Annotated in this window: 14 protein-coding genes; 6 read left to right on the forward strand and 8 right to left on the reverse strand. The window is 43.2% G+C overall.

What is annotated here, in order from left to right:
• Nucleotides 1–2: 2 nt before the first annotated feature.
• From P2W82_RS16190 to P2W82_RS16205, 4 genes are all read left to right on the forward strand, one after another.
• The gene (locus tag P2W82_RS16190; RefSeq protein ID WP_336516953.1) at nucleotides 3–2,024 is read left to right on the forward strand and encodes a glycoside hydrolase family 127 protein; all 2,022 of its coding nucleotides are present in this window, start codon (nucleotides 3–5) and stop codon (nucleotides 2,022–2,024) included.
• Between the two features lie 170 nt (nucleotides 2,025–2,194).
• The gene (locus P2W82_RS16195; RefSeq protein WP_336516954.1) at nucleotides 2,195–3,442 is read left to right on the forward strand and encodes an NAD(P)/FAD-dependent oxidoreductase; all 1,248 of its coding nucleotides are present in this window, start codon (nucleotides 2,195–2,197) and stop codon (nucleotides 3,440–3,442) included.
• Between the two features lie 49 nt (nucleotides 3,443–3,491).
• Nucleotides 3,492–4,322: an SMP-30/gluconolactonase/LRE family protein gene (locus P2W82_RS16200; protein ID WP_336516955.1), complete on the forward strand. Its 831-nt coding sequence runs from the start codon at nucleotides 3,492–3,494 to the stop codon at nucleotides 4,320–4,322.
• A gap of 576 nt (nucleotides 4,323–4,898) precedes the next feature.
• A complete protein-coding gene (locus tag P2W82_RS16205; RefSeq protein WP_336516956.1) occupies nucleotides 4,899–7,508 on the forward strand; it encodes an MGH1-like glycoside hydrolase domain-containing protein in 2,610 nt (869 codons plus the stop codon).
• 42 nt (nucleotides 7,509–7,550) lie between these two features.
• On the opposite strand, the gene P2W82_RS16210 is transcribed toward P2W82_RS16205, so the two are convergent.
• A complete protein-coding gene (locus P2W82_RS16210; RefSeq protein WP_336516957.1) occupies nucleotides 7,551–8,081 on the reverse strand; it encodes a hypothetical protein in 531 nt (176 codons plus the stop codon).
• Between the two features lie 1,181 nt (nucleotides 8,082–9,262).
• Here P2W82_RS16210 and P2W82_RS16215 point away from each other — a divergent pair.
• Nucleotides 9,263–10,714, forward strand: coding sequence for a Xaa-Pro peptidase family protein (locus P2W82_RS16215; protein WP_336516958.1), 1,452 nt, complete (start codon nucleotides 9,263–9,265; stop codon nucleotides 10,712–10,714).
• A gap of 65 nt (nucleotides 10,715–10,779) precedes the next feature.
• Here the strand turns inward: P2W82_RS16215 and P2W82_RS16220 are convergent, their stop codons facing one another.
• The 7 genes from P2W82_RS16220 to P2W82_RS16250 all read right to left on the reverse strand — a co-directional run bounded on the left by P2W82_RS16220 (nucleotide 10,780) and on the right by P2W82_RS16250 (nucleotide 20,577).
• Complete coding sequence (locus P2W82_RS16220) at nucleotides 10,780–11,640, reverse strand: alpha/beta hydrolase (protein WP_336516959.1); 861 nt, start codon at nucleotides 11,638–11,640, stop codon at nucleotides 10,780–10,782.
• Between the two features lie 78 nt (nucleotides 11,641–11,718).
• Entirely contained in the window at nucleotides 11,719–13,122 is a 1,404-nt protein-coding gene (locus P2W82_RS16225; protein WP_336516960.1) for an MBL fold metallo-hydrolase, read from the reverse strand.
• A 428-nt stretch (nucleotides 13,123–13,550) separates the two neighbouring features.
• Nucleotides 13,551–14,045: a DUF4442 domain-containing protein gene (locus P2W82_RS16230; protein WP_336516961.1), complete on the reverse strand. Its 495-nt coding sequence runs from the start codon at nucleotides 14,043–14,045 to the stop codon at nucleotides 13,551–13,553.
• 87 nt (nucleotides 14,046–14,132) lie between these two features.
• The gene (lysA, locus tag P2W82_RS16235; RefSeq protein ID WP_336516962.1) at nucleotides 14,133–15,356 is read right to left on the reverse strand and encodes a diaminopimelate decarboxylase; all 1,224 of its coding nucleotides are present in this window, start codon (nucleotides 15,354–15,356) and stop codon (nucleotides 14,133–14,135) included.
• 291 nt (nucleotides 15,357–15,647) lie between these two features.
• Nucleotides 15,648–16,358 carry an SMC-Scp complex subunit ScpB gene (gene scpB / locus P2W82_RS16240; protein ID WP_336516963.1) on the reverse strand — a complete coding sequence of 237 codons (711 nt, stop codon included), beginning with the start codon at nucleotides 16,356–16,358 and terminating at the stop codon, nucleotides 15,648–15,650.
• A 95-nt stretch (nucleotides 16,359–16,453) separates the two neighbouring features.
• Complete coding sequence (atpG, locus tag P2W82_RS16245; protein ID WP_336516964.1) at nucleotides 16,454–17,344, reverse strand: ATP synthase F1 subunit gamma; 891 nt, start codon at nucleotides 17,342–17,344, stop codon at nucleotides 16,454–16,456.
• A gap of 371 nt (nucleotides 17,345–17,715) precedes the next feature.
• A complete protein-coding gene (locus P2W82_RS16250; RefSeq protein WP_336516965.1) occupies nucleotides 17,716–20,577 on the reverse strand; it encodes an outer membrane beta-barrel family protein in 2,862 nt (953 codons plus the stop codon).
• A 249-nt stretch (nucleotides 20,578–20,826) separates the two neighbouring features.
• On the opposite strand from P2W82_RS16250, the gene secA reads away from it, so the two are divergent.
• Nucleotides 20,827–24,159 (forward strand): preprotein translocase subunit SecA, encoded by a 3,333-nt coding sequence (gene secA / locus P2W82_RS16255; protein ID WP_336516966.1) that lies wholly within the window; start codon nucleotides 20,827–20,829, stop codon nucleotides 24,157–24,159.
• The last annotated feature ends 53 nt before the right edge of the window (nucleotides 24,160–24,212 follow it).

Here is a 24,212-nt window from a genome sequence, read left to right on the forward strand (position 1 = left end):
CTATGAATTTCAGGCTTGTTGCTAAAGACTACTCACTAAATCTCCTGCCTCCAAACTCCTGCCTCCTGCCTAAATGCGTAATGTCAGTAGTTCTTGTTCTCATAAATACCCAGCTAAGCGCCCAACAAACCGGTGTAAGCACTCCGGTGAATTTTTCCAAAGTGAATATTACCGATGTATTCTGGAAACCGAAGATTGATAAGGTGGCGACTGCAACGCTTGCTGCATGTATTTATCAGACGGAAGTGAAAACGCCGCGCATCAGGAACTTTGAAAAAGTGGCACGTAAGCAGGGTGAAAAACACGAGGGTATTTTTTATGATGATTCAGATGTATTTAAAGCTCTCGAAGCGATGGCTTATACTTTAAAAACAAGACCTGATGCTGCAATCCGGAAAAAAGGCAGCGAATGGATCGATAAAATAGCCGCTGCGCAATTGCCGGACGGATATTTGAATACTTATTATACGCTGGGTGAATTTGATAAGCGCTGGACGGATATGAGTATGCATGAAGATTATAATGGCGGACATATGATCGAAGCTGGTGTTGCCTGGTATGATGCCACTGGAGAAAGAAAACTGCTTGATGTTTGCATTCGCTGGGCTAATCATTTTGATTCATTGTTTGGCCCGGGTAAACGCGATTGGGTAACAGGTCACCAGGAGCTTGAACTTGCGTTGGTTAAATTATATCGCGTTACTAATGATCAGAAATATTTAAAACTTGCCGATTGGCTCCTGTCTGAACGTGGAAGAAAACTTGCACATGGGTATACCTGGACCGACTGGAAGGACACTGCATATGCACAGGATGTTGTTCCAGTAAAGGATCAGAGCGAGATCACTGGTCATGCGGTACGTGCAATGTACATGTACACGGGCGCGGCCGATGTCGCGTCTGCAAACGGCGACCAGGATTATATGAAAGCAATGCGGAGGGTTTGGGAAGATGTAGTGTTTCGCAATATGTATATCACTGGTGGAATCGGATCAGCAGGCAGCAACGAAGGCTTCACTACGGATTTTGATTTGCCTAACGAGCAGGCCTACTGCGAAACCTGTGCTTCCGTCGGAATGGTTTTCTGGAACCAGCGAATGAATGCGCTGACGGGAAAGAGTGAATATGTTGATGTACTTGAGAAAAGCCTATACAACGCGGCACTTGACGGGTTGTCACTGAGTGGTGATCGCTTCTTTTATGGCAACCCGCTTGCGTCAACCGGAAGGCATTATCGCCGCGAATGGTTCGGCACTGCGTGCTGCCCGGCCAATATAGCGCGCATGGTAGCATCACTTGGAAATTATATTTACACATCCGGACCAAAAGATCTATGGGTTAACCTTTATATCGGGAGCGAAACAGAAATTCCGCTGGAGAAAAATAAAATCAAACTGAAACTGGAGACCAACTATCCATGGCAGGGAGCATCACAAATCACCATTCTTGATGCAGGTAAAACTGCCGCAGGTATACGTCTCAGAATTCCAGGCTGGGCAAAAAACATTGCAGCTCCCGGTGGTTTATACAGTTTCAAAGACAAAATTGATGAAAGCATTGCTGTACTTGTCAATGGTAAACCATTCGCTTATCGCGAAGATGATGGATATGCAGTTGTTGACAGGGTATGGAAAAAAGGTGATGTGATCGAAATTCGTCTACCCATGAGTGTGAGGAAAGTAGTGAGCCGCGATGAAGTAAAGGCAAATAATGACAGGATTGCATTACAGCGAGGACCCTTGATTTATTGTGTGGAAGGCGCAGATAATGGTGGTCAGGCATGGAACATGATCGTGCCAGAAAAAGCCATTTTTACAGAAGGAGAAACCATGGTATTGACTGAAAAAGTAGTTAGTCTTAGTAGTTCACTACCTGTGTTGTCAGTTACCAACAATGGTCTATCGGTAACCACTACTGAAAAAACAATTACTGCAATACCATACTATGTTTGGTGTAACAGGGGAAGTAATCAGATGCAGGTCTGGATGCCCGAGAAGATTGAAAATATTAAAATAAATTATTAGTAAGGAGTAAGGAGCAAGCAGGCAGGAGAGTTAGTGAATAGAGGATAGTGACAAGCATCCATTTTTGGATAGTTAATTAAATATTTCAGAAGTTGACTTGCGGATGGTTGCGGCTATTGAATTAAATGCTAACTCTCCTGGCTCCCCTCTCCTGCCTCAAAAAAATCTCTATGTCAAAAGTCGTAATCGCCGGTGGCGGTGTTATTGGATTATGTAGTGCATACTATCTATTAAAAGAAGGTCATGACGTAACAGTTATTGATCGCGGAGATATTACCGATGGTACTTCCTTTGGAAATGCAGGTTATGTTTCTCCAAGTCACTTTATACCGCTGGCAACACCGGGAATAATTGCAAAAGGATTGCGATGGATGCTGAGTTCTTCATCACCATTTTATATCAAGCCCAGGCTCAATGCAGACCTGATCAAGTGGGGAATGAATTTCTGGAAATCATCGAATAAAGAAACAGTAGAAAGACATATCCCGCCCATGAATGCTATACTTCAGCTGAGCAGAAGATTGCAGTCTGAAATAAAAGAAGACATCGGCAATAGTTTCAGAATGGAAGAGATTGGATGCTTTATGTTGTACAAGCAGGCTGCAACCGAGAAGCATGAAATTGAAATGGCGGAGCAGGCTGCAGAATTAGGAATAGAAACAAAAATATTATCTGCTGCGGAAGTACAGGCGATGGAACCGGATGTGGAAGTGAATGTACGCGGTGGCATAATTTATCCGATCGACTGTCATTTACATCCCGGTGATTTCATGCGCAGCATGAAAAATTATTTACACAACAGGGGAGTAAAATTTCAATTGAATTCAACTATAACGGGTTTCGAAAAATCAGGAGGAAAGATCAGCGCAGTTGTGACCAGCCAGGGAACAATTGCAGGCGATGAATTTATACTTGCCGCCGGTTCCTGGATGCCGCTGATCACGAGAATGCTGGGAGTAGAATTGATCATGCAGGCAGGAAAAGGATACAGCATGACATTTAAGAGCATGAAGAAAAACCTTCGGTACCCAGCCATACTTGTTGATGATCGTGTTGCAATGACTCCCATGGGCGCAGATCTCCGGATGGGAGGTACAATGGAAATCAGCGGGCTTGATTCGCCGATGCTGATTAAACGTGCACAGGCGATTTTTAAAGCTTCACGAAATTATTATCCCGGACTTGAGGTAAACTTTCCTTCCACGGATCAGATCTGGAGCGGATTGCGGCCTTTGTCTCCCGATGGTCTTCCATATATCGGAAGAGCAGGTAAGTACAAAAACCTGGTCATAGCAGGAGGTCATGCCATGCTGGGCTTATCTCTTGCAGCGGCAACCGGTAAAATTGCTGAAGAACTTATCGGTCAGAGAAAAACAAGCATTGATATTTCGGCATTTGATGTTCACCGGTTTGCCTGAAATCGGTAAATTGCTGATCCCGACTTAATATTCACCCCAAAAATGGAATATGAAAAAACTGAGCTTGCTATTCTTCTCAGCATTTTTTGCTGTAATCATTTTAAATGCACAGGAACATCAGTTAGTAAAATTGTGGGAAACGGATTCTGTATTGAAAGTACCGGAATCGGTTTATTATGACGAAGGTGGCAAAGTATTATATGTCGCCAATATCGAAGGTGATCAACCCTGGGAAAAAGATGGAAAAGGTTTTATCAGTCGGGTTTCCCCTGATGGTAAGATACTTGATCTTCAATGGGTATCCGGATTGAATGCGCCGAAAGGAATGGGCCTGCACAAAAATCGGTTATACGTTGCCGATCTGACGGAGATTGTAGTGATCGATGTAAAAAAAGGAAAGATTGTTGAAAAAATCCAGGTGGAAGGCGCACAGGGTCTTAATGATATTTCCGTGGCAGGAGATGGAACAATCTATGTATCAGATTCAAGAGCTAAAAAAATCCTCACGGTTAAAAACGGCAAGTCAGAAGTTTATCTACAGAACCTGAATGGTCCGAACGGGGTGTTGGTAGCAGGCAAAGACTTTTTAATCGTTGATAACGGCTCGCTGTTTAGAGTTGCCAGCGATAAAAGTATGACCCTGCTGGCGGAAGGAATGGAAGGGGGAACTGATGGTATTGAGCAGGTGAAACCTGGCGAATATATCGTTTCCTGCTGGGCCGGAGCTATCTGGCTGGTGACCCAGGGTAAAAAGGAATCGCTGCTGGATACCAGGGAGTTAAAGATTAATTCAGCGGATATAGGTTATGATGCCAGGAACAGAATTGTTTATGTACCAACGTTTTGGAAGAATTCTGTGGTTGCCTACAGCTTAAAATAGAAAAAACGGTTGATATGTTCCGTTAGTCGAACGTATTTATCCGAACACCGAAAAAACTTTCATAACGAAAAATTACGATGCATCTTTACAATGCAATCAGTAATTACTGAAGCACGAACATAACGGAACCTGACCTTACCAACCAAGCTGAATCAAAAGTCAATCACAGTCACACTGGACTGAACTTATAAAGCCGGACGCTGTCCGGCTTCTGTCATTTTGGGACTTGAATGTTTGGGGTGGAGGTAGTAAGTTTATAGTTAGCCTTAATGCATGCCAGATGCTATTGTGATTGAGGCAAAAGGCAATGCTTATGCTCCGGTAAGGTCATCCCGTTGTTGCCGTCCGGGGTCGGAAACAGCGATATCAATTTTAAAATCAGGGTCTTGGAACCTGGCAGTAAGCCGACCTCCCAATGCAGCTTTTACCTCGCCATTGGGTTAGGGCAGTAACGTTTGAAATCAACTGACAAACTCATATTTAATTATTTACAATTCATTTTTCCAGAGGCCATATTTTATATATTAGAGGTGAGCATTGCGAAACAATTCATATTTATTTTTTTAAATACTTGATTTGAATACTGTCGAGGATCTGAGATTGTATACATCCCCTAATAATAAAAACTGGAGAAAATGGGGGCCTTATCTTGCTGAACGTCAGTGGGGTACCGTGAGGGAGGATTACAGTGTTAACGGAACGGCATGGAGTTATATCAATCATGACCTGGCCCGGAGTTATGCGTATCGCTGGGGTGAAGATGGAATTGCGGGGTTCTGCGACAGCGACCAGGTGCTTTGCCTTGCTCCCGCATTCTGGAACGGGAAAGATCCCATCATTAAAGAGCGATTGTTTGGTCTCACAAATGATGAAGGCAATCACGGCGAGGATGTAAAAGAACTCTATTTTCACCTTGACTCCTCCCCTTCACATTCCTATTGCAAATTCCTGTACAAATACCCCCAGAAGGAATTTCCTTATGTAGATCTGATTCAGAATAACAGGAAAAGCCGCCTGAGTCCGGAATATGAACTGCTGGACACCGGGATTTTTAAGGACAACCGTTATTTTGATTGCTATGTAGAATATGCCAAGGCTGAAATGAACGATATTCTTTTAAAGATTACAGTTTTCAACCGGGGCCCGGAAGCTGCAACAATCCATGTGCTGCCGCATTTCTGGTACCGGAATTTCTGGAAGCATAATCCACGATTCAATAAGCCGAACATAATCGCGTCAACAACTAATTGTCTGCAGGCAACATCCTCACGCAACGGCAGTTTTTTTCTTTATCATGAAGAAGGCGAGCAGTTATTCTGCGACAATGAAACGAATAACGAGCGCATGTATCATCGTCCTAACGATTCCGCGTACGTGAAAGATGGGATAAACAATTTCATTGTCAATAAACAAAATACTGTCAATCCGGAAAAGCGCGGAACCAAATCTGCAATATGGTTAAAGGAAAAGATAAAACCCGGCGCTTCAAAAACATTCAGGATCAGATTACGAAAATCAAAGATCGAAGATCCATGGAGTGATTTTGACAGCGTCTTTAAAAAACGGATTGAAGAAACAGAAGAATATTTCAACAAGATCACACCAAAAACTTTATCACCGGATCACAGGAGTCTTTTGAGAAGTTCGGTTAGTGGTTTGTTGTGGACGAAACAGTTTTATTATCTGGATGTTTTCAAATGGCTATTTGGTGAGCCGGATGAAACTGCGCCACATCGCAATCACAAAAGAAATTACGACTGGCAGCATCTCACTTCGCGCAATATCATTTCCATGCCGGATAAATGGGAGTATCCCTGGTTTGCGGCATGGGATCTTGCTTTTCACGCTACGTCTTTTATACATGTTGATCCTTCCTTCGCGAAGCAGCAATTGCTATTGGTGCTGCGTGAATATTATATGCATCCCAATGGGCAGATTCCTGCATATGAATGGAATTTCAGTGATGTGAATCCGCCGGTTCATGCCTGGAGTGTATGGTATGTATACGAAACGGATAAGAAAAAAACGGGCGCGTCCGATTGGGATTTTCTTGAAAGAGCATTTCAGAAATTGCTGATGAATTTCACCTGGTGGGTAAATCAGAAAGATGCAAATGGTATCGATATTTTTGAAGGCGGGTTTCTTGGCCTCGATAATATTGGTGTGTTTGATCGCAACCAGATGCCTCCTGGCATAAAAAAATTACAGCAGGCCGATGCTACCAGCTGGATGGCGATGTATGCAATCAATATGCTTCGTATTTCGCTGGAGCTTGCGCAACACAATCATGCCTATGAAGAATCGGCCGCAAAATTTTTCCGGCATTTTCTCAACATTGGTTGGGCAATGCATCATATCGGGAAAAAGGATATTTCGCTTTGGGATAACCAGGATAAATTCTATTATGATGCAATTCAGTTTGAAAACGGAACGAGTCAACGCCTGAGAATACGTTCACTTGTCGGAATCATTCCCCTGCTTGCCGTTGAAATTATGCAAAGCAAGGTGTTTGATCATCTTCGCGAATTCAATACGCGCCTACAGGTAATTCGTCTTACCCGCCCTGATCTTACGCGCATCATATCAGATATTGAAAAGAAAAACAAGGATGGCAAATATCTCTTTGCAATAATGATTGGGGATCGGCTTGAACACCTGCTGAAGCGATTGCTTGATGAAGCAGAATTTCTATCTGATTACGGAATCCGTTCCTTATCGAAATGCTACCAGGACAATCCATATACTTTCGGATATCAGGGAAGTCATTATACGATTCAGTACGAACCGGGGGAAAGTTCAAGTTCAATGTTTGGTGGTAATTCCAACTGGCGCGGACCGATATGGTTACCGTTGAATTACCTGATCATAAATTCACTGAGAAAATACTACGAGTATTACGGCGACAGCTACACTTTTGAATTTCCCGCGAACTCAGGAAATAAACTCACGCTCAGGCAGATCGCCAATCAGTTAACCAAAAGACTGCTGCAGATTTTCGAAAAGAACGAAGCCGGTCAGTATCAATACCATTCGCCGGATCATGAAAACTGGTCAGATGAGCACTTCAGAAATCATCATCTGTTCTACGAATTTTTTCATGGCGATACGGGCCAGGGTTTTGGTGCATCACATCAAACCGGCTGGACGGCATTGATTGCTAATTTGCTGCTGGAGATGGATGAGTAAAAGCTGAAAAAAAATTGGTTTAAGATATTTGAAACTAAAAGCTCATCGGCCATCAAAACCAGCCGATAAATCGATGCAATTCATTTCTGAATAGTGAGTAACCGGATAAATGCAACTGTGTCCTTCAAGATAATATCCTGCTGAACTATGAATATAAGTGGATGGATTATTAACCAGGCGCCTTTTCGTCTGACATGGGTTAAAATGTATGTAATTTAGCTTTTGTGTTAAGAACATTGGGGTTACACATTCCTTCCAGCAAAAAGAGTCTTCCCAGACATTGTGAAATTTCCCACGTAAGTGATCTGAACCAACAACACCAAATGACAGCTTCTTTAATATATCATTACGACCCATTTTCTTTAAGCGATTGACAATACCATAGGCTAAAAATCTTTTACCATTTCCAACAATAGTATTGATCGATTTATTTGTTTCTCTGAATCCGATAATGGCATGTAAATGATTCGGCATGATAACAAATGCATTGATGTAGTACCCTTCCCTCTTCAAATGATCGAACCATTTATAAACGAGGTCGTAGCTGTTGGTATTTCGAAGAGATCGATCCAATCAAAACATGTAAACGTGATAAAATATTGACCGAAATTTTTTGGAATTTTCTTGCTGACAGGCATTTATGAATATAATGACACACAAAGCAGATTAAAAGTGATGAACACGTTCATTAAGTGTGATTTTTCTGCTCCGATTCGGTTGTTTTGTGGAATTTTTACGGCGAGTCCGCTGCGAACCAACTATATGATAAAGTCTGATTAATTGTATGAGTGCTCTATTGCCGCAGCTTTCATATTGTGAACAGCTCAACATAGTCAAACACCGCGGGACTCGCCGTAATAGCACCACACTCTACCGGCTGCTCCTACGCGCAATTGAGCGGCGAGTCCGCTGCGAACCAACTATATGATAAAGTCTGATTAATTGTATGAATGCTCTATTGCCGCAGCGAGACTCGCCTCGGACGTTGAGTCGGCAATAGCGTTTTATTGTCTGTATAAGGCGAGTCTCCGCGCAATTGCAGCAGCTTTCATATTGTGAACAGCTCAACATACTCAAACGCCGCGGGACTCGGCGTAAAGCTCCACCGCTCGCGCAGATCTTCTCTCTCGTAAATGACCGGCGAGTCAGTTGCGAACGAACGATATGGAAACGTTTGAGTAATTGCATGACTGCTCTATTGCAGCAGCGAGACTCGCCTCGGGCGCTATCGATGCAGGGTTTCGCAATTATATCCACAATACGCTTGAGGCGAGTCTCCGCGCAAGTGCATCAGCTTACATATTGTGAACAGCTCAACATACTCAAACGCCGCGGGACTCGCCGTAATAGCACCACACTCTACCGGCTGCTCCTACGCGCAATTGAGCGGCGAGTCCGCTGCGAACCAACTATATGATAAAGTCTGATTAATTGTATGAGTGCTCTATTGCCGCAGCGAGACTCGCCTCGGGCGTTGAGTCGGCAATAGCGTTTTATTGTCTGTATAAGGCGAGTCTCCGCGCAAGTGCATCAGCTTCCATATTGTGAACAACTCGACATACTCAAACTCCGCGGGACTCGCCGTAAAGCTCCACCGCTCGCTCAGCTGCTCCTCGCTCACTTGCATGAGCTTTCCCAATTGTAAGCAGCTCAGCAAACTTAAACTTTGCGGGACCCGCCATATCGCGTGTCGCTGCGGGACTCACCGCTTCACCCTATCTTTATCCTTTCCCAATATTTAAATCCGGAATAAGATGATATCCCGTTTCTGCCTGTTCATTTTCGCATGCATCAATTTAACTATCGCATTCGCACAGGACATTCCCCTCTTTACATCTGAGTTTACAATAAAGGAATTTGCAGATCGTCGTAGCCGCATATATGATTCCATCGGATCAAATGCGATCGCACTGATCCAGGGTGCGCCCAGCCCTGTCGGTTATGTGAAGTTCCGTCAGTCGAATGAATTTTATTATTTATGCGGAATTGAAGTACCGCATGCCTACCTGCTACTGAACGGTTCTTCACGTACAGCAACGTTATACCTGCCGCACCGCAATGCTGGCCGCGAAAGAGGTGAAGGAAAAATGTTATCTGCCGAGGATATTGATTTAATCAAACAATTGAGTGGAATTGATAACGTGTATGGCGTCGATCTGCTGAGCGAACACCTGGGAAGATTTTCTTCCGGAAGTATTCATTCGGTGTATACACTTTTTGAGCCCGCCGAAGGTTTTGCTGTCAGCCGCGACCTCGGAATACGGGTGAACGCCGATGCCATGGGAGATCCATGGGATCAGCGTCAATCGCATGAAACACGTTTTATCGAAATGATCAAAAACAGGTTTCCAAAATTTGAAATTAAAAACCTGAATCCAATACTGGATAAAATGCGTTTGATCAAAAGTCCTGCGGAAATTATGCTGATTAAAAAAGCAACAAGATTGTCGGCGCTTGCCCTGATGGAAGCCATGCGCTCTACTGAACCTGGCATTAAAGAATACGAGCTCGATGGAATGGCAAAATACATTTACTACCGCAACGGATCACAGGGTGACGCTTACTACTCACTCATTGCAAGCGCAGAAAATGCATATTACCCGCATTATCACGAAGGCAAAAGAACATTGAAAGATGGCGATTTGCTTTTGATGGATTATGCACCGGATTATGGCTATTATATGAGCGATGTCACACGGATGATGCCTGCCAATGGTAAATTTAATACCTGGCAGAAAGAGTTGTATGGTTTTTATCTCATCTGTTATAAGGCCATTCTCAAAAATATAAAACCAGGCCTTACACCACAAAACATCAAAAAACAGGCAGTGATAGAAATGGAGCAAGCACTCAAAACAAGTAAGTTTTCCAAACCCATTCATGAGAATGCAGCTAAAGCATTCGTCGAAAGTTATCGCAAATCAGCAGAAAATCCTAAAAGTCCACTCGGACATTGGGTAGGGATGGCAACGCATGATGTCGGCGGTTACGATGGAGGACCGCTTCTTCCCGGAATGGTATTTACAATTGAACCTGCACTGACTGTACCTGAAGAAAAAATTTATATCCGGCTGGAAGATATGATCATCATTACTGAAACCGGTGCGGATATTATCACCTCTTATCTGCCAATGGAGATTGCAGATATTGAAAAACTGATGAAGGAAGAAGGAATGCTGCAGAAATATCCACGGGATAAAGAATAAGATGAATGTAGTCAAACAAAAGGGATGCTGGTCATCCATCCCTTTTTTCTCTGCATGTATTCTGATTATTTTATTGCTTCCTTTATTCTCCTCATCATATCATACCGCACACCTTCATGTTCCTTAAAATAAATATGATTGCTCGGGCTCAACGCTTTATTTCCGGGCCATTTAGTTACATCGGCTATTTCAACGTTGGGAAATGCAGACAACTCATTTTGTTCAACTGAAGACAGCATACCTAGTCTTTTCTGGTGATTCAGTATGGATGAAATCAGAAGAATATAATCGCGTTGATGTGTGTAGATAACAATAGAATCAGCCGCTGTATTAAGATTTTGCAGATCATTTTGAAAAATATCGGAAGGAAGATCAGCACCTGCAAAAAGGATCAGTTTAAAATAATTTCTGCCTTCCTGAAAACCATCAAGCAATCCAAGGAAAACACTATGCCCCATGGAATGGCAAAGCAGCACGTTCTTCGAATCCTCATTAAATCGCAACATATATTCGAACAGACGGGAAAGTTGGTGACCTTGCTGCCGTGCTTTCTCCCAACTTTTATGATAACTCAATCCACTGCTTTCCCAAACAATTGATACTGTTTTGTCTATCCCATCAAGATTTTCCAGTTTTTTTAAAACATCTTTATTATAAAATCCAACACTGCCTAACCAGCAATGCAAATAGAAAAGAACAGCTTGCGAATCTTCTCCGATCAGGTATGCTGCTATTTCGTCTTTATTAACATCGTCCCACCTATAGGATTTAAACGGTACCGGTTTTAAACGCAAACTATCATAACAGCCGATTTCTACGGCGTCGTGTTTGATATGAATATAATAGTGTGTCACATCAGCATCTGCAACCTTTGGGATTCCGCTCAGCAGCAATATTACTATAACAGTCAGTTTCGGAATATGCATTCGTACCACTTGATTTCGTGTTACGAAAAACCGTAAAATAAGTTACCCAAAAGATGGATTATTAACTAACAGAAAAGTTTATGAGAGCCCGGTTTCAAAATGCAGTTCAGGAACGGTAACATCTTTAAATCCCTTCCGAAGTAATCGTTCTTTAAAATCTTCCTGGACCTCATACTCACCATGCACAAGGAATAGCATCTTAACTTTTGAAGCATCCTGGCAAGCGAGGAATTGACTGAGATCCTCATAATCCCCATGTGCGCTCATACTTCTTATTGCCCCGATCTGCGCGTGAATTTCATGATTGACGCCGAAGATGCTTACTTCCTTCCTGCCCTGCTGCAATCTTGCACCAAGCGAATTCGGTTCGCAATATCCGGTCATCAGAATTCCGTTGCGACTATTCTCCACATTATTACTGATGTGGTGTTTTACCCTGCCGGCTTCAGCCATTCCGCTAGCGGAAATAATTACGCATGGCTCATTCCTGAAGTTGAGCATTTTGGATTCTTCCACATTCTTAATATATTTCAGTCCACGAAATGCAAACGGATCATTATCGGTCTGGAGTATTTTTTGAATTGTCTTATTGAAAGAGCCTGGATATTTTTTTACAATCTCAGTGGTTTCAATACTCAAAGGACTATCTACAAAATAATCGAGGTCAGGAAGTCTTCTCTCGAGTTCCAGCTGATTTAATGCAAAGAGAATTTCCTGTGTACGACCAACACTGAATGCAGGTATAATCAGTTTACCCCTATTCTGAATGCAAATTTTTGTGATCCAGTCAAGCAATTCATTAAAAGCCGGTTTATGCAGGTCATGCAGTGAATTTCCGTAAGTGGATTCAAGTAAAATGTAATCTGCCTGTGGGAACTCCTTAGGGGATCGCAGGATCATATCCCTGTACCTGCCAACATCACCACTGAAAGTCACCTGTTCAGTTTTCCCGTTTTCGGTTATGCGAAGGTGTACGGCAGCACTGCCGATAATATGTCCGGCATCCGTATACAGCAATTCAACACCATCTTCAATCTTAAACCAGTTATCGTATTCAACGGTTTCAAATAAATCCATAGCACGTTCTGCATCTGCCTTGGTGTACATCGGTTGCAATAATGGCTGCCCCTGTGCTGCTCTGCGCTTGTTGACATATTTCACATCATCTTCCTGTATTTTAGCAGAATCTTCCAGCAGTACTCCCGTAAGTTCTTTTGTGGCAGGCGTAGCAAATATTTTTCCATTAAATCCGTCTTTCACCAATTTCGGTATCAATCCGCTGTGATCGATATGTGCGTGGGAAAGGACAAGAAAGTTTACTATCGCCGGATCGAACCCCCAGTTATTGTTTAATGCCACTGTTTGATTACCCATTCCCTGAAACATTCCACAGTCCAGAAGAATTTTTCGATTACCCTTTACAGTAAGCAGGTGTTTGGAACCAGTAACACATCGCGCAGCCCCGTGAAAAGAAATTTTCATTGCAAATCGTTTTGAAGAAAAGAAGATGAAAATAAGGAAATTGTGGGAGAGAGGAAGTAAGTAGTAAGTAGTAAGTAGTTGTAAGTAGTAAGTAGTAAGTAGTAAGTAGTAAGTAGTAGAACAGCCGGCGTATGCAATTAATGACTTGCTGCGTTTTTGGATAGAGCCTGTTCTAGTCAGCAGGCCCACACAGTATCTTGAAGGGCAGCAGATCAAGCTCACCATTCACAAAAAAAGAGAAAAGCATGCAAATGAATTTTCGCTGAAACAGATCTTTTTAGAATCCGACAACACAACATTTCCCCAGCACGTCCTGAAATTGTCCGTTGCCTGCTGGCTATTGCCGGCTGTTAACGCTCAACGATTAACGAAGAACCTGCCTATGCCGCCTGCCTGTCCGGTAGGCAGGGCAGGCAGGCGATGAACGATCAACTCTTTCCCACCTTCGCCTTAAACGACCATGTAATCGAAAAAATAGCCACCACTTCATCTTTGTCGTTAATGCCAATCGACTTAACTACGCAAACGACAGGTTCGTGTGTTACAACAGTTTCTTCAACAGCCAGTTGAATGGCTTCTCCATCTTTACAGGTAAAGCGAATATTACCCGTTGCTTTTTTAAAGTATTCTGATTCTACTTTTAGGACGAGCATCGAAACACCTGGTTCACGTTTGTATACGTGCATCATGGAGAGAATTCCTGAACTCATTTCTGCCGCCATACCAAGACATGCAAAGTAGATGGATTTGAAGGGATTCTGATTACTCCATCGATGACTTATCCCGATAACACTTTTCGCAGGTGAGACTTCGATTACATGCAGACCCGCAAAAAAAGCAGCAGGCAGCCTGGTGAGAAGAAATAAATTAAACTTTAACCGACTCCTGGCAATTTTTAAAAACTCGCTGGCATGAGCGTTCATAGTGATAACCATTTAGTACGTCAGCGCCGGGTAGTTAAACCGGCGTTGTGGTTTCAAAGGGTTATACCGAAAAACTTAAATTAATAATTACAACACTTCAATCTGCCCTTCGAGTAAATCTTCAAACTCCTGGCGTTTGCGGATCAGGTGCGCCTCACCGTTAACCACCAAAACTTCTGCAGGTTTCAATCGTGAATTGAACTGGCTGCTCATCTCAAAACCATATGCGCCTGCATTCTGAAACATCAGCAGATCACCTTCACGTACTTCGTTCAGTTTTCTGTCCCAGGCAAACGTATCCGTTTCACAGATATTTCCCACAACAGTATATATGCGTTCAGGCCCGTCAGGATTTGACAGATTTACAATATGATGGTAAGCTTCATAAAACATCGGACGAATCAGGTGATTAAATCCGCTGTTTACTCCGACAAAAACGGTAGCGGGTGTTTGTTTGATCACATTCGCTTTCACAACAAAATAACCACACTGACTTACGAGATATTTTCCTGGTTCAAACCAGACCTGCAACCTGCTTCCAGATTCTTTTTCAAAATTCCTGAATGCTTCGGCCACTTTTGAACCCAGCTGTTGAATATCAGTTTCAGCATCGCCTGGTTGATAAGGTACTTTAAATCCACTTCCCAGGTCAATAAATTCAAGTTCCGGAAAATGCGATGCGAGTCCAAACATCACTTCGAGACCTTCAAGAAAAACACCCACATCTTTTATCTCGCTACCTGTATGCATATGAATGCCTTTCACCTGGACTTTTGTCGAACGAACAACTCTTTCGATATGTCGTATCTGGTGAATTGATATTCCGAATTTGCTATCTACATGGCCAGTTGAAATTTTAAAATTTCCACCAGCCATGATGTGCGGATTTAAGCGGATGCAAACAGGATAACTGCTTCCAAAACGATTTCCGAATTGTTCGAGAATAGAAATATTATCGATATTGATGTTGACGCCGAGCTTTTGTGCTTCGAGATATTCGCTGAAGTCAACGCAATTAGGCGTGTACAAAATATTCTCAGGCGCAAAACCTGCCATCAAACCGATCTTCACTTCATTTATACTGACACAATCCAGGTTAGCACCCAGCCTCAGCATATACTTCAGAACATTGATATTGGTCAGGGCCTTACAGGCATAAAAAAATCTTGCATTGCAATCACTGAAAGCTTCTTTCAACCTGTTGTATTGACGGGCAATGGTTTCTGCATGATACACATAAACAGGCGTACCATACTCTTTTGCTATCTCTGTCAGCTGGCGCTGCGAGATCTCCGTATTCGTCATGACCATATTCTGCATTTAATGGGTAAATATACGTAAAGGGAGTTCACAGTTCACAGTTTGAACAGCCAGGCAACAGATCATTTCACATCAGTCCAATAAATAGCTGTGTTGCAAAAAAAATTCATATGCTTTAAAATTCGAGAGCAGACTTTTGAATAACCAGAAACAGCCAACTGAGAATAGAAGCAAGATGAATCCTTTCGCTAGCAGCTACGTCTGACATCCACACAAACCGGCTGTTACTATTGCCTTCTTACTATTGCCTCTACTGTCTGCTGTCTACCGTCTACAGTCTCTTTAAGACGGGTCCTGTTGAGGGTTAACATCCGGTTCCGCTTCTCCGTCACCGATACTACCATCTCCATTTTCCACCAGCTGTCCTTCTTCGGTTACGGCTAACAGTTCGCCTTTTTCCACTTCAAAGTGTTCGGCATTAACAAGTGTTGGTTCGATGATCTGTTCAGAAAGCACTTCATTGATCTTTGGCAGATCCTCAGGCGAGTTGATACCAAAATAATCCATGAAGTTGCGGGATACATTGTATACCAGCGGCTTCCCCGGCAACTGTTCATTGCGCCCGCTGATGACGATGAGTTCTTTTTCGAGAAGTTTCTGGATACTATAGTCACTGCTCACACCACGTATAGCTTCAATCTCTCCTTTCGTAATTGGCTGTTTATAGGCAATGATCGCGAGCGTTTCAAGTGCTGCCCCGGACAGGCGTTTCAGGAATTTATCGCCATTCAGCTGAGCGATTGTTTTATGAAATTCCTTCTTGGTCAGGAACTGCCATCCGCCACCACTCTGTCTCAATTCGAACGGATAAAATTCAGCAGCATATTTTTCACGTACGCCTTCAATGGAAGTTTCAACCTGGTCCAACGTAACCTTGTCATCCATAAAACCAAAGGCATTATTGATCAGCTCAACAATGTCCATGCTGGTCAACGGCTTTTCGCTGGCAAAGATCAGCGCTTCAATATGTGTAATCAGATTTGAAATTTCCATAACTGTGGGATGGATTTTTGAACGAATCAGACCGGAAAACTAAGAAAAACACTCCGCCGAATTGCATTTTAAGGGCAGAGGCTTTCCACAGAATGTTAACCCTGGAGCGCTGCTGCGCCACTCACGATCTCCGAAAGCTCAGTAGTGATCGCTGCCTGGCGGGCGCGGTTATAGGAAATCTTCAGATTTTTCAGTAATTCGTTAGCATTTTCCGATGCTTTATCCATCGCTGTCATTCGCGCACCGTGTTCTGATGCGTTACCGTCCAGCACTGCCTTAAACAACTGTGTATTAAGTATTTTCGGCATGAGTTCGGCGATCAGGGTATCAATAGCCGGTTCGAATATAAAATCAGCTTTAATCGCCTTTTTACTTTCTATGGGTTTTGCCTTCGGAATCGGCAGGAAACGCTCCACCTTGAACATCTGCGTAGCAGCATTCTTGAATTCGCTGTACACCAGCTCAACCACATCAAACTCACGATTTACAAAACCTTCTACCGCAGCTTCCGCACATTCCTGGACATTGCTGAAACTCAGCTTTAAAAATGTATCGCGATAAGCGGTGCTTACCTTATAATTCCTTTTCTGAAAAAATTCACATCCTTTTTTACCGATTCCCCAGATGGTCACATTTCCCCTGCGGTGCTGTTCTGAGTATTTCTCCTCAATGGTAAGGCGTGCAAGTTTTTGAATATTAGCGTTATATGCACCACAAAGGCCACGATCACTGGTAATTACAATGAGCAGGACTTTTTCCACCGGACGTTCGATCGCCAGCTTCATTCCGGTATCACCGCCTTCCACATTGCTCACAATATTGCTCAGCATGTCCTGCAGCTTCATAGCATAAGGTCGCATCTGGATGATCGCGTCCTGTGCGCGCCTGAGTTTGGCAGCACTCACCATTTTCATCGCTTTGGTGATCTGTTGTGTAGACTGAACTGATTTTATCCTGTTGCGTACCTCTTTAAGCTGACCGGCCATAGTATATGCTCAGAAAATATGGTGATTGGGATGATTTTGCGGGGGCAAAGGTAGGAAAAACAAGTAAGAAGTACGAGGTAAGAGGTAAGAAGTATCGACGAATTGTAAACATTTTATAAGGTGAAATCTATCTTATTTCGGCTTATGATTTAGCTATTGCAAGTCCTAAAAGCTATTGATAACCAGTGTTAAAGTCCATTGCGTACTCAGGAATAAAGTTACTAATGATGATACTATTGCTCTCTCCAACACAATAGTAATAAAGCTTCCAATCAAAATATGGGCAGTAAAATGGTAAATTCCAAACTCTCGCTCATCCATAGGTTTTTGCCTTTTACTTCTCACCACTTACTTCATACCTCTTACCTTTCTTAGTCCCTCATCATCCTCATCCCTCCCGGTCCTCCCGGCCCAAACTGTTGCTGATTCTGGTTCTGGCCTTTGAACCGGGTCAGACGGTAAGTGAAAGTCAGCATGAAATACCTGGTCAATCTGTTCGTTCGGGTATCGGTAATATAGTTTCCACTAACCGTACGTGTGATTGACTGGTTTTGTTTGAGGATATCAAATCCTGAAACCCGGATAAATCCGTTCTTCTTTTTAAAGATGGTTTTTTCAAAAGATGCATTCAGTAAAGCGATGTTCTGATTAACTCCTGCGGCCAAACCATTATTGAGTACATACTCGAAATCATAACGGAAGATCCATCCGCCCTTGATATCAATCCTGCTCGCAGAAGTGAAGGTCCAGGAACTGTAGTCAATATCCTGCTGACCATCGAGCGAGTACCTGGTGGAGTTCATAGCGTAACGCACCCCTGCATCCCATTCCAGCCAGTCTTTATGATTGAAAGTGAAATTAAATCCCTGTGAAAACACAAGATTATTACCAACATTTCTCGCGCTGTCAATCAGCGTAATATTATGGTTGAAATTAGCCATACCATTCAGAGAGAAAACATAAGTACGGTTTTTATAAGGTTTGCTGAAATTGTAAAAACCTGTTGCATTATAAAAACCATTTACGTTTTCGGGTATGCTTAACTGTGCGCCCGAATTCCCGATCTGGATATTATTGTTTACAATTTTATTCTGCGTGAGCATGAAATTACTTCCTACAAAAAACACCCTGCCGGAAATAAAATTGAAATTGTTGTACATCAGCGAGAAGTTGTGATTCTGCTCCGGCTTGAGGTTTGGATTACCCTGCGTCTGGTACTGCGGATTTGATATGTCTCTCACTGGTTGTAACTGCTCAAAGCCTGGCTGACGTGCATTTCCGAAATAATTGAAGTTGAGATTCTTTGTCTTTGTAAAGTTGTATGCAAGTCTTGCCACAGGGAAAATATTGACTCTCTTTTGGGGTGTATAACCGCTGTCCTTGCTGATTGAATATCCCTGCAGATTCACCGGCTGAAACATCACTCCCAAAGTGTAATTGTACTTCTTCTTCACAGTACGCATGTTGACCTGGTAACGCTGATTGATGAACACATTTTCATAGGCATTACTCAATGCAGGATTGTAATTCAATTCATCGTTGGGTTCGATATCATAGGTCTTTCGGTCATTTTTTGTGTATGATCTGTTGTAACTATAAATAAGGTCAATAAACCGATCTTTTCTGATGGGCTCACTGTAATTCAATCTGAAACCATAATTCCGCGATTCATTATCCTGGAAAATGGCCTGACGGATCAGCAGATCTACCGGTTGAGGAAGATTATAATTATTAGTCAGATTGTATTTGTCACTTTCACTTTCATTCGAATTACCTCCCATATTCACATTGACGGAAAGATTGCGACCTCTTTTTCTGAACCGATGATTGTAAATAATATTTGCGTTGAGATTGGGCGTTTTACTGATTGTTGAATCCTTGTTGATCCCCTCTGTCGTAAGGGTCGTTTTGTCCATGTAATATTGAAAATCCGAGCGACTCTGATTGTTCGATTGCCCGTAGGAAAACGATGGGCTGATTTTGATATAATTGAATGAATCAATCTGGTATTCAAAATTGATGAATGCCCTGTGGTTATTATTCTGATTGTAAAACCTGTTATTCTGATCGTTCACAAATGAATTCGTTTCATAAAAATTCTGCTGCGAAATATCACTAAGTCCATCTGTCATTCTGCGGGTGAAACTGTAACTGCCATAGAGACTGCCTTTATTTCCGGAAAAATCATTTCTGAAATTTGTACCGAGTGAATGTGTAGTGGAAATACCATCACCGCCACTTCCGGAAGAACCTGTACCACCACCAAAGCCGCGGTTACCACCTCCTATCATGGCCACCTGTTGTGTTTGTCCGGCGCCACTGTTTGCACCGGCCATTGAAACACCACCCATCGCGCGACCTGCTAGCTCCATTCCTCCACCGCCACTCCCCGTGTTGAAAGTGCTTCCGTTGATATTGTTGGAATTGCCGATAACAGACAGCTGCTTATTATTATCAAACAGGTTGATATTACCATTGGCCTGGTAACGATCATCTGTTCCATATCCCGCAGTCGCCCTGCCGAATATGCCTTTGTTCTTGTCTTTTTTTAACTGGAGATTGATCACTTTTTCCGGTTCGCCATCTTTGATCCCGGAAACTGCAGAGAGATCCCCATAGTCATCTACTACCTGTACCTTGTCGATCAGGTCAGCAGGCAATTCTTTTGTTGCCGTTTTGGGATCGCCACCAAAAAAATCCTTTCCGTTTACTTTAATCCGGGATACTTTTTTGCCCTGCGCTGTGATATCGCCATTTTTATCTACCTCAATACCAGGCATCTTTTTTAAGAGGTCTTCTACCATGGAATTGGGTTTTACCCTGAACGAATCCGCTTTGTACTCAACGGTGTCTTCCCTTACCTGGATCGGTGGAGGCGCTATGATGACTTCCTGTAATGTTGTTACTGAATTGTTGAGCGTCAGGTCTTCCAGTTGAATGCGCTCGTCTGTAATCGGATAGTTGTACGTTTTCTGTTTTGGAAGAAAACCAATACTCGATATCCGGATAGTGAATTCTGTAGCAGATATTCCCTTGAAATTGTAATATCCGTTGTTGTTGGAGGTTGTTTTGAGTGTGTCCTTTACCTGTTTGCTGAACAACCAGATCGTTGCTCCGCCAACAGGATTCCGAACGCTGTCCATTACCCGACCACTCACCTGCCGGGTACTCTGTCCGACGGCAGAAACCTGAAACAAAACAATTCCCACGAAAGCAATAAGCGATGATCTCATAATGAATTCTGGCTGGATTTGGGTTGAATCAGAATAAGATGCCAAAACTACCTCCTCCCTTTTGTCGCACACGCATTTTGTGATGAAAGGATGAACATCTCATTTAAAACTGCTGAATGCCATTTCCTCCTGCCGTGTGCTTTTAGTACCTTTGTCCACCTGTCAATATGACCTGAGGTTTTTTTCTGCATTAAATTTGACAATTAAACCGTTCCTGCGTGACGCAGGAGCATGCAAAATATTCACGATATGTTGAAACTCTTTTCAAAACTTTTTGGCGGCAGCAAGTCGGAGAAGGATGTGTTGCGACTTCAGCCCCTGGTATCTACTATTAACCAACATTTTACTACATATCAGCAACTTAGTAACGATGCACTTCGCAATAAAACAGTAGAGTTCCGCCAGCGAATCAAGGATCACCTCGTACCGGTGGAGCAGGAAATTGAGAGTCTCAATAAAACTGCCGCAGAACTCGATCCGGCTGACATTGGGGGAAAAGACGATATCTACAAGAGAATTGACGAATTAAAGAAAAAGAAAAACCAGGAGATCGAAGTTGTCCTGGAATCTATCCTGCCGGAAGCATTCGCTTTAGTAAAAGAAGCTTCTTCCCGTTTTAAAAACAATACCGAGCTGGTATCTACGGCAACTGAGCTTGACCGTGAGTTGAGTGTTAAGAAAGATTATGTAACAATCAACGGAGATCAGTCTGTATTCAAAAACACCTGGCAGGCTGCAGGCAATACTGTTACCTGGAACATGGTTCACTATGATGTTCAGTTGATGGGGGGTACGGTGCTGCACCAGGGTAAGATTGCGGAAATGTCAACAGGTGAGGGTAAAACCCTGGTCTCTACCTTACCCGCATACCTGAATGCATTGCCGGGAGAAGGTGTGCATATTGTAACTGTGAACGATTATCTCGCCCGTCGTGACAGTGAATGGAACGGCCCTTTGTTTGAATGGTTGGGACTTACTGTAGACTGTATTGATAAACACGAACCACATAGCGGCAACCGTCGCAAGGCCTACCAGTGCGATATCACTTACGGAACAAATAACGAATTCGGTTTCGATTACCTGAGAGATAACATGGTTCACTCTCCGGATGAGATGGTGCAGCGCACACATTTTTTTGCCATGGTCGATGAGGTGGATAGTGTACTGATCGACGATGCTCGTACGCCTCTTATTATTTCCGGCCCTGTTCCAAAAGGAGATGATCAGCAGTTTCATATCCTGAAACCACGTGTCCAGCAACTTTTGGAAGTGCAGCGGCAGGTGGTGAACAAATCATTGCTCGAAGCAAAAAAACTGATCAACGAAGGAAAAGATGATGCACAGGATGGTGGATTACATCTCGTACGTGCATTTCGTGGTTTGCCAAAGAATAATGCACTCATTAAATATCTTAGTGAGCCCGGAATCAGGGTGAAACTTCAGAAATCAGAAAACTATTATCTCGCAGACCAGCAGAAACATATGCCAAAAGTTGATGAGGAATTGTATTTCCACATCGACGAAAAAAACAACCAGGTAGAACTTACTGAGAAAGGTTTGCACCAAATCACAAAGGGTGGTGAGGATCCTAACTTCTTTGTACTTCCTGATCTGAGTACGCAGCTTTCTGAAATTGAAAAAGAAGGACTGGAGGCTGAAGAGTTGCTCACCCGTAAAGAACAGTTGCTGAACGAATACTCGCAGAAAGCCGATCGCATTCATACTGTTCAGCAGTTGCTGAAAGCATACACTCTTTTTGATAAAGACATCGAGTATGTTGTACTTGATGGCCAGGTTAAAATTGTTGATGAGCAGACAGGCCGTATTCTTGACGGACGTCGATACAGTGATGGTCTGCACCAGGCGATTGAAGCAAAAGAAAATGTAAAAATTGAAGCTGCAACACAAACATATGCGACAGTAACACTGCAGAACTATTTCCGCATGTACCACAAATTGGCTGGTATGACGGGTACGGCAGAAACTGAGGCGGCCGAATTGTGGAACATTTATAAACTCGATGTGGTTTCCATACCAACAAACCTGCCGATGATCCGTAAGGATGAGGAGGATCTGGTATTCAAAACCAAACGTGAAAAATACGGAGCAGTAATAGATGAAATTGAAAAGCTCCGCAATGCTGGTCGTCCTGCACTGGTAGGTACAACTTCGGTGGAAGTGAGTGAGTTGCTGAGTCGTATGTTGAATCAGAAAAAAATTCCTCATAATGTACTCAATGCGAAACAGCACGCGCGTGAAGCACAGATCGTACAGGAAGCGGGTATGGCCGGAAGTATTACTATCGCAACGAACATGGCGGGTCGTGGTACGGATATCAAACTTGGCCCTGGTGTAAAAGAAGCGGGTGGACTTGCGATCATTGGTACCGAGCGTCACGAAAGCCGTCGTGTTGACCGGCAGTTGCGTGGTCGTTCCGGTCGCCAGGGAGATCCGGGTAGTTCACAGTTTTATGTGTCACTGGAAGATGATCTGATGCGTATGTTTGGCAGCGAACGAATCGCTTCGCTGATGGACCGCATGGGCTATAAGGAAGGTGAAGTGATCCAGCATTCAATGATCACCAAGAGTATTGAAAGAGCGCAGAAGAAAGTAGAGGAAAATAACTTCGGCATACGTAAACGCCTGCTCGAATATGACGATGTAATGAACAAACAACGAAATGTTGTCTATACCAAAAGACAGCACGCGTTGTTTGGTGATCGCCTCGCGCTTGACCTTGACAATGCATTTTACTCTGTTGCAGAAAGCTTAATACAGGGCTTCAGGGGAATGAATGATTATGAAGGCTTCAGAATGGCAACGATTGTCAATTTCGGAATTGATACATCGATCAACCAGGATGAATTTGAAAAAGCACATGTGAAAGATATCGCTCCGAAACTCTACCATGAAGCGATTGCACATTATACCCGCAAAAAAGAAGAGCTGAAAAAGCAGGCGCTTCCGGTTTTCCAGAATATCCGTCAAACCCAGGGCACACATATTGAAAATGTGGTTGTTCCCTTTACCGATGGAAAAAAAGGAATTAATGTATTGTCGCATCTTGACAAAACAATCACTGGTGGTGGCGAAGAACTGGTGAATTCACTGGAGAAAACCATCACGCTCGCAATCATAGATGATGCATGGAAAGAGCACCTGAGAGGAATGGATGATCTAAAACAGAGTGTGCAGACAGCTGTGTACGAACAGAAAGATCCGTTGGTGATTTATAAAACAACAGCGTTCGAATTGTTCTCAACAATGGATGGTGAAGTAAACAAGGATATCGTTTCCTTCCTTTGCCATGCCGGCTTACCTGCCGAGCAGCCCGGAAGAAACCAGATCAGGGAAGGTCGTGAGCAGCGTACCGACATGAGTAAGATGCGTGTACGCAAAGACGAAATGGTGAGTGCCGGCGGTGGCGAACCTGAAATGATGGAAGGAGGACAGGAATACCATGATCCTTCAGTTCCTGTAAAACAGGAACCGGTGAAAGTCGGACCTAAGGTTGGCCGTAATGATCCATGTCCCTGCGGAAGTGGGAAGAAGTTTAAGAATTGTCATGGGAAGGAAGCATAAGGCCGGATAAGTGAGCAGTGAGCCTGCCGGCAGGCAGGTAAGTGGGAACAGCC

The sequence above is a fragment of the Pollutibacter soli genome, assembly GCA_029269725.1.
Classification (GTDB): Bacteria; Bacteroidota; Bacteroidia; order Chitinophagales; family Chitinophagaceae; genus Pollutibacter; species Pollutibacter soli.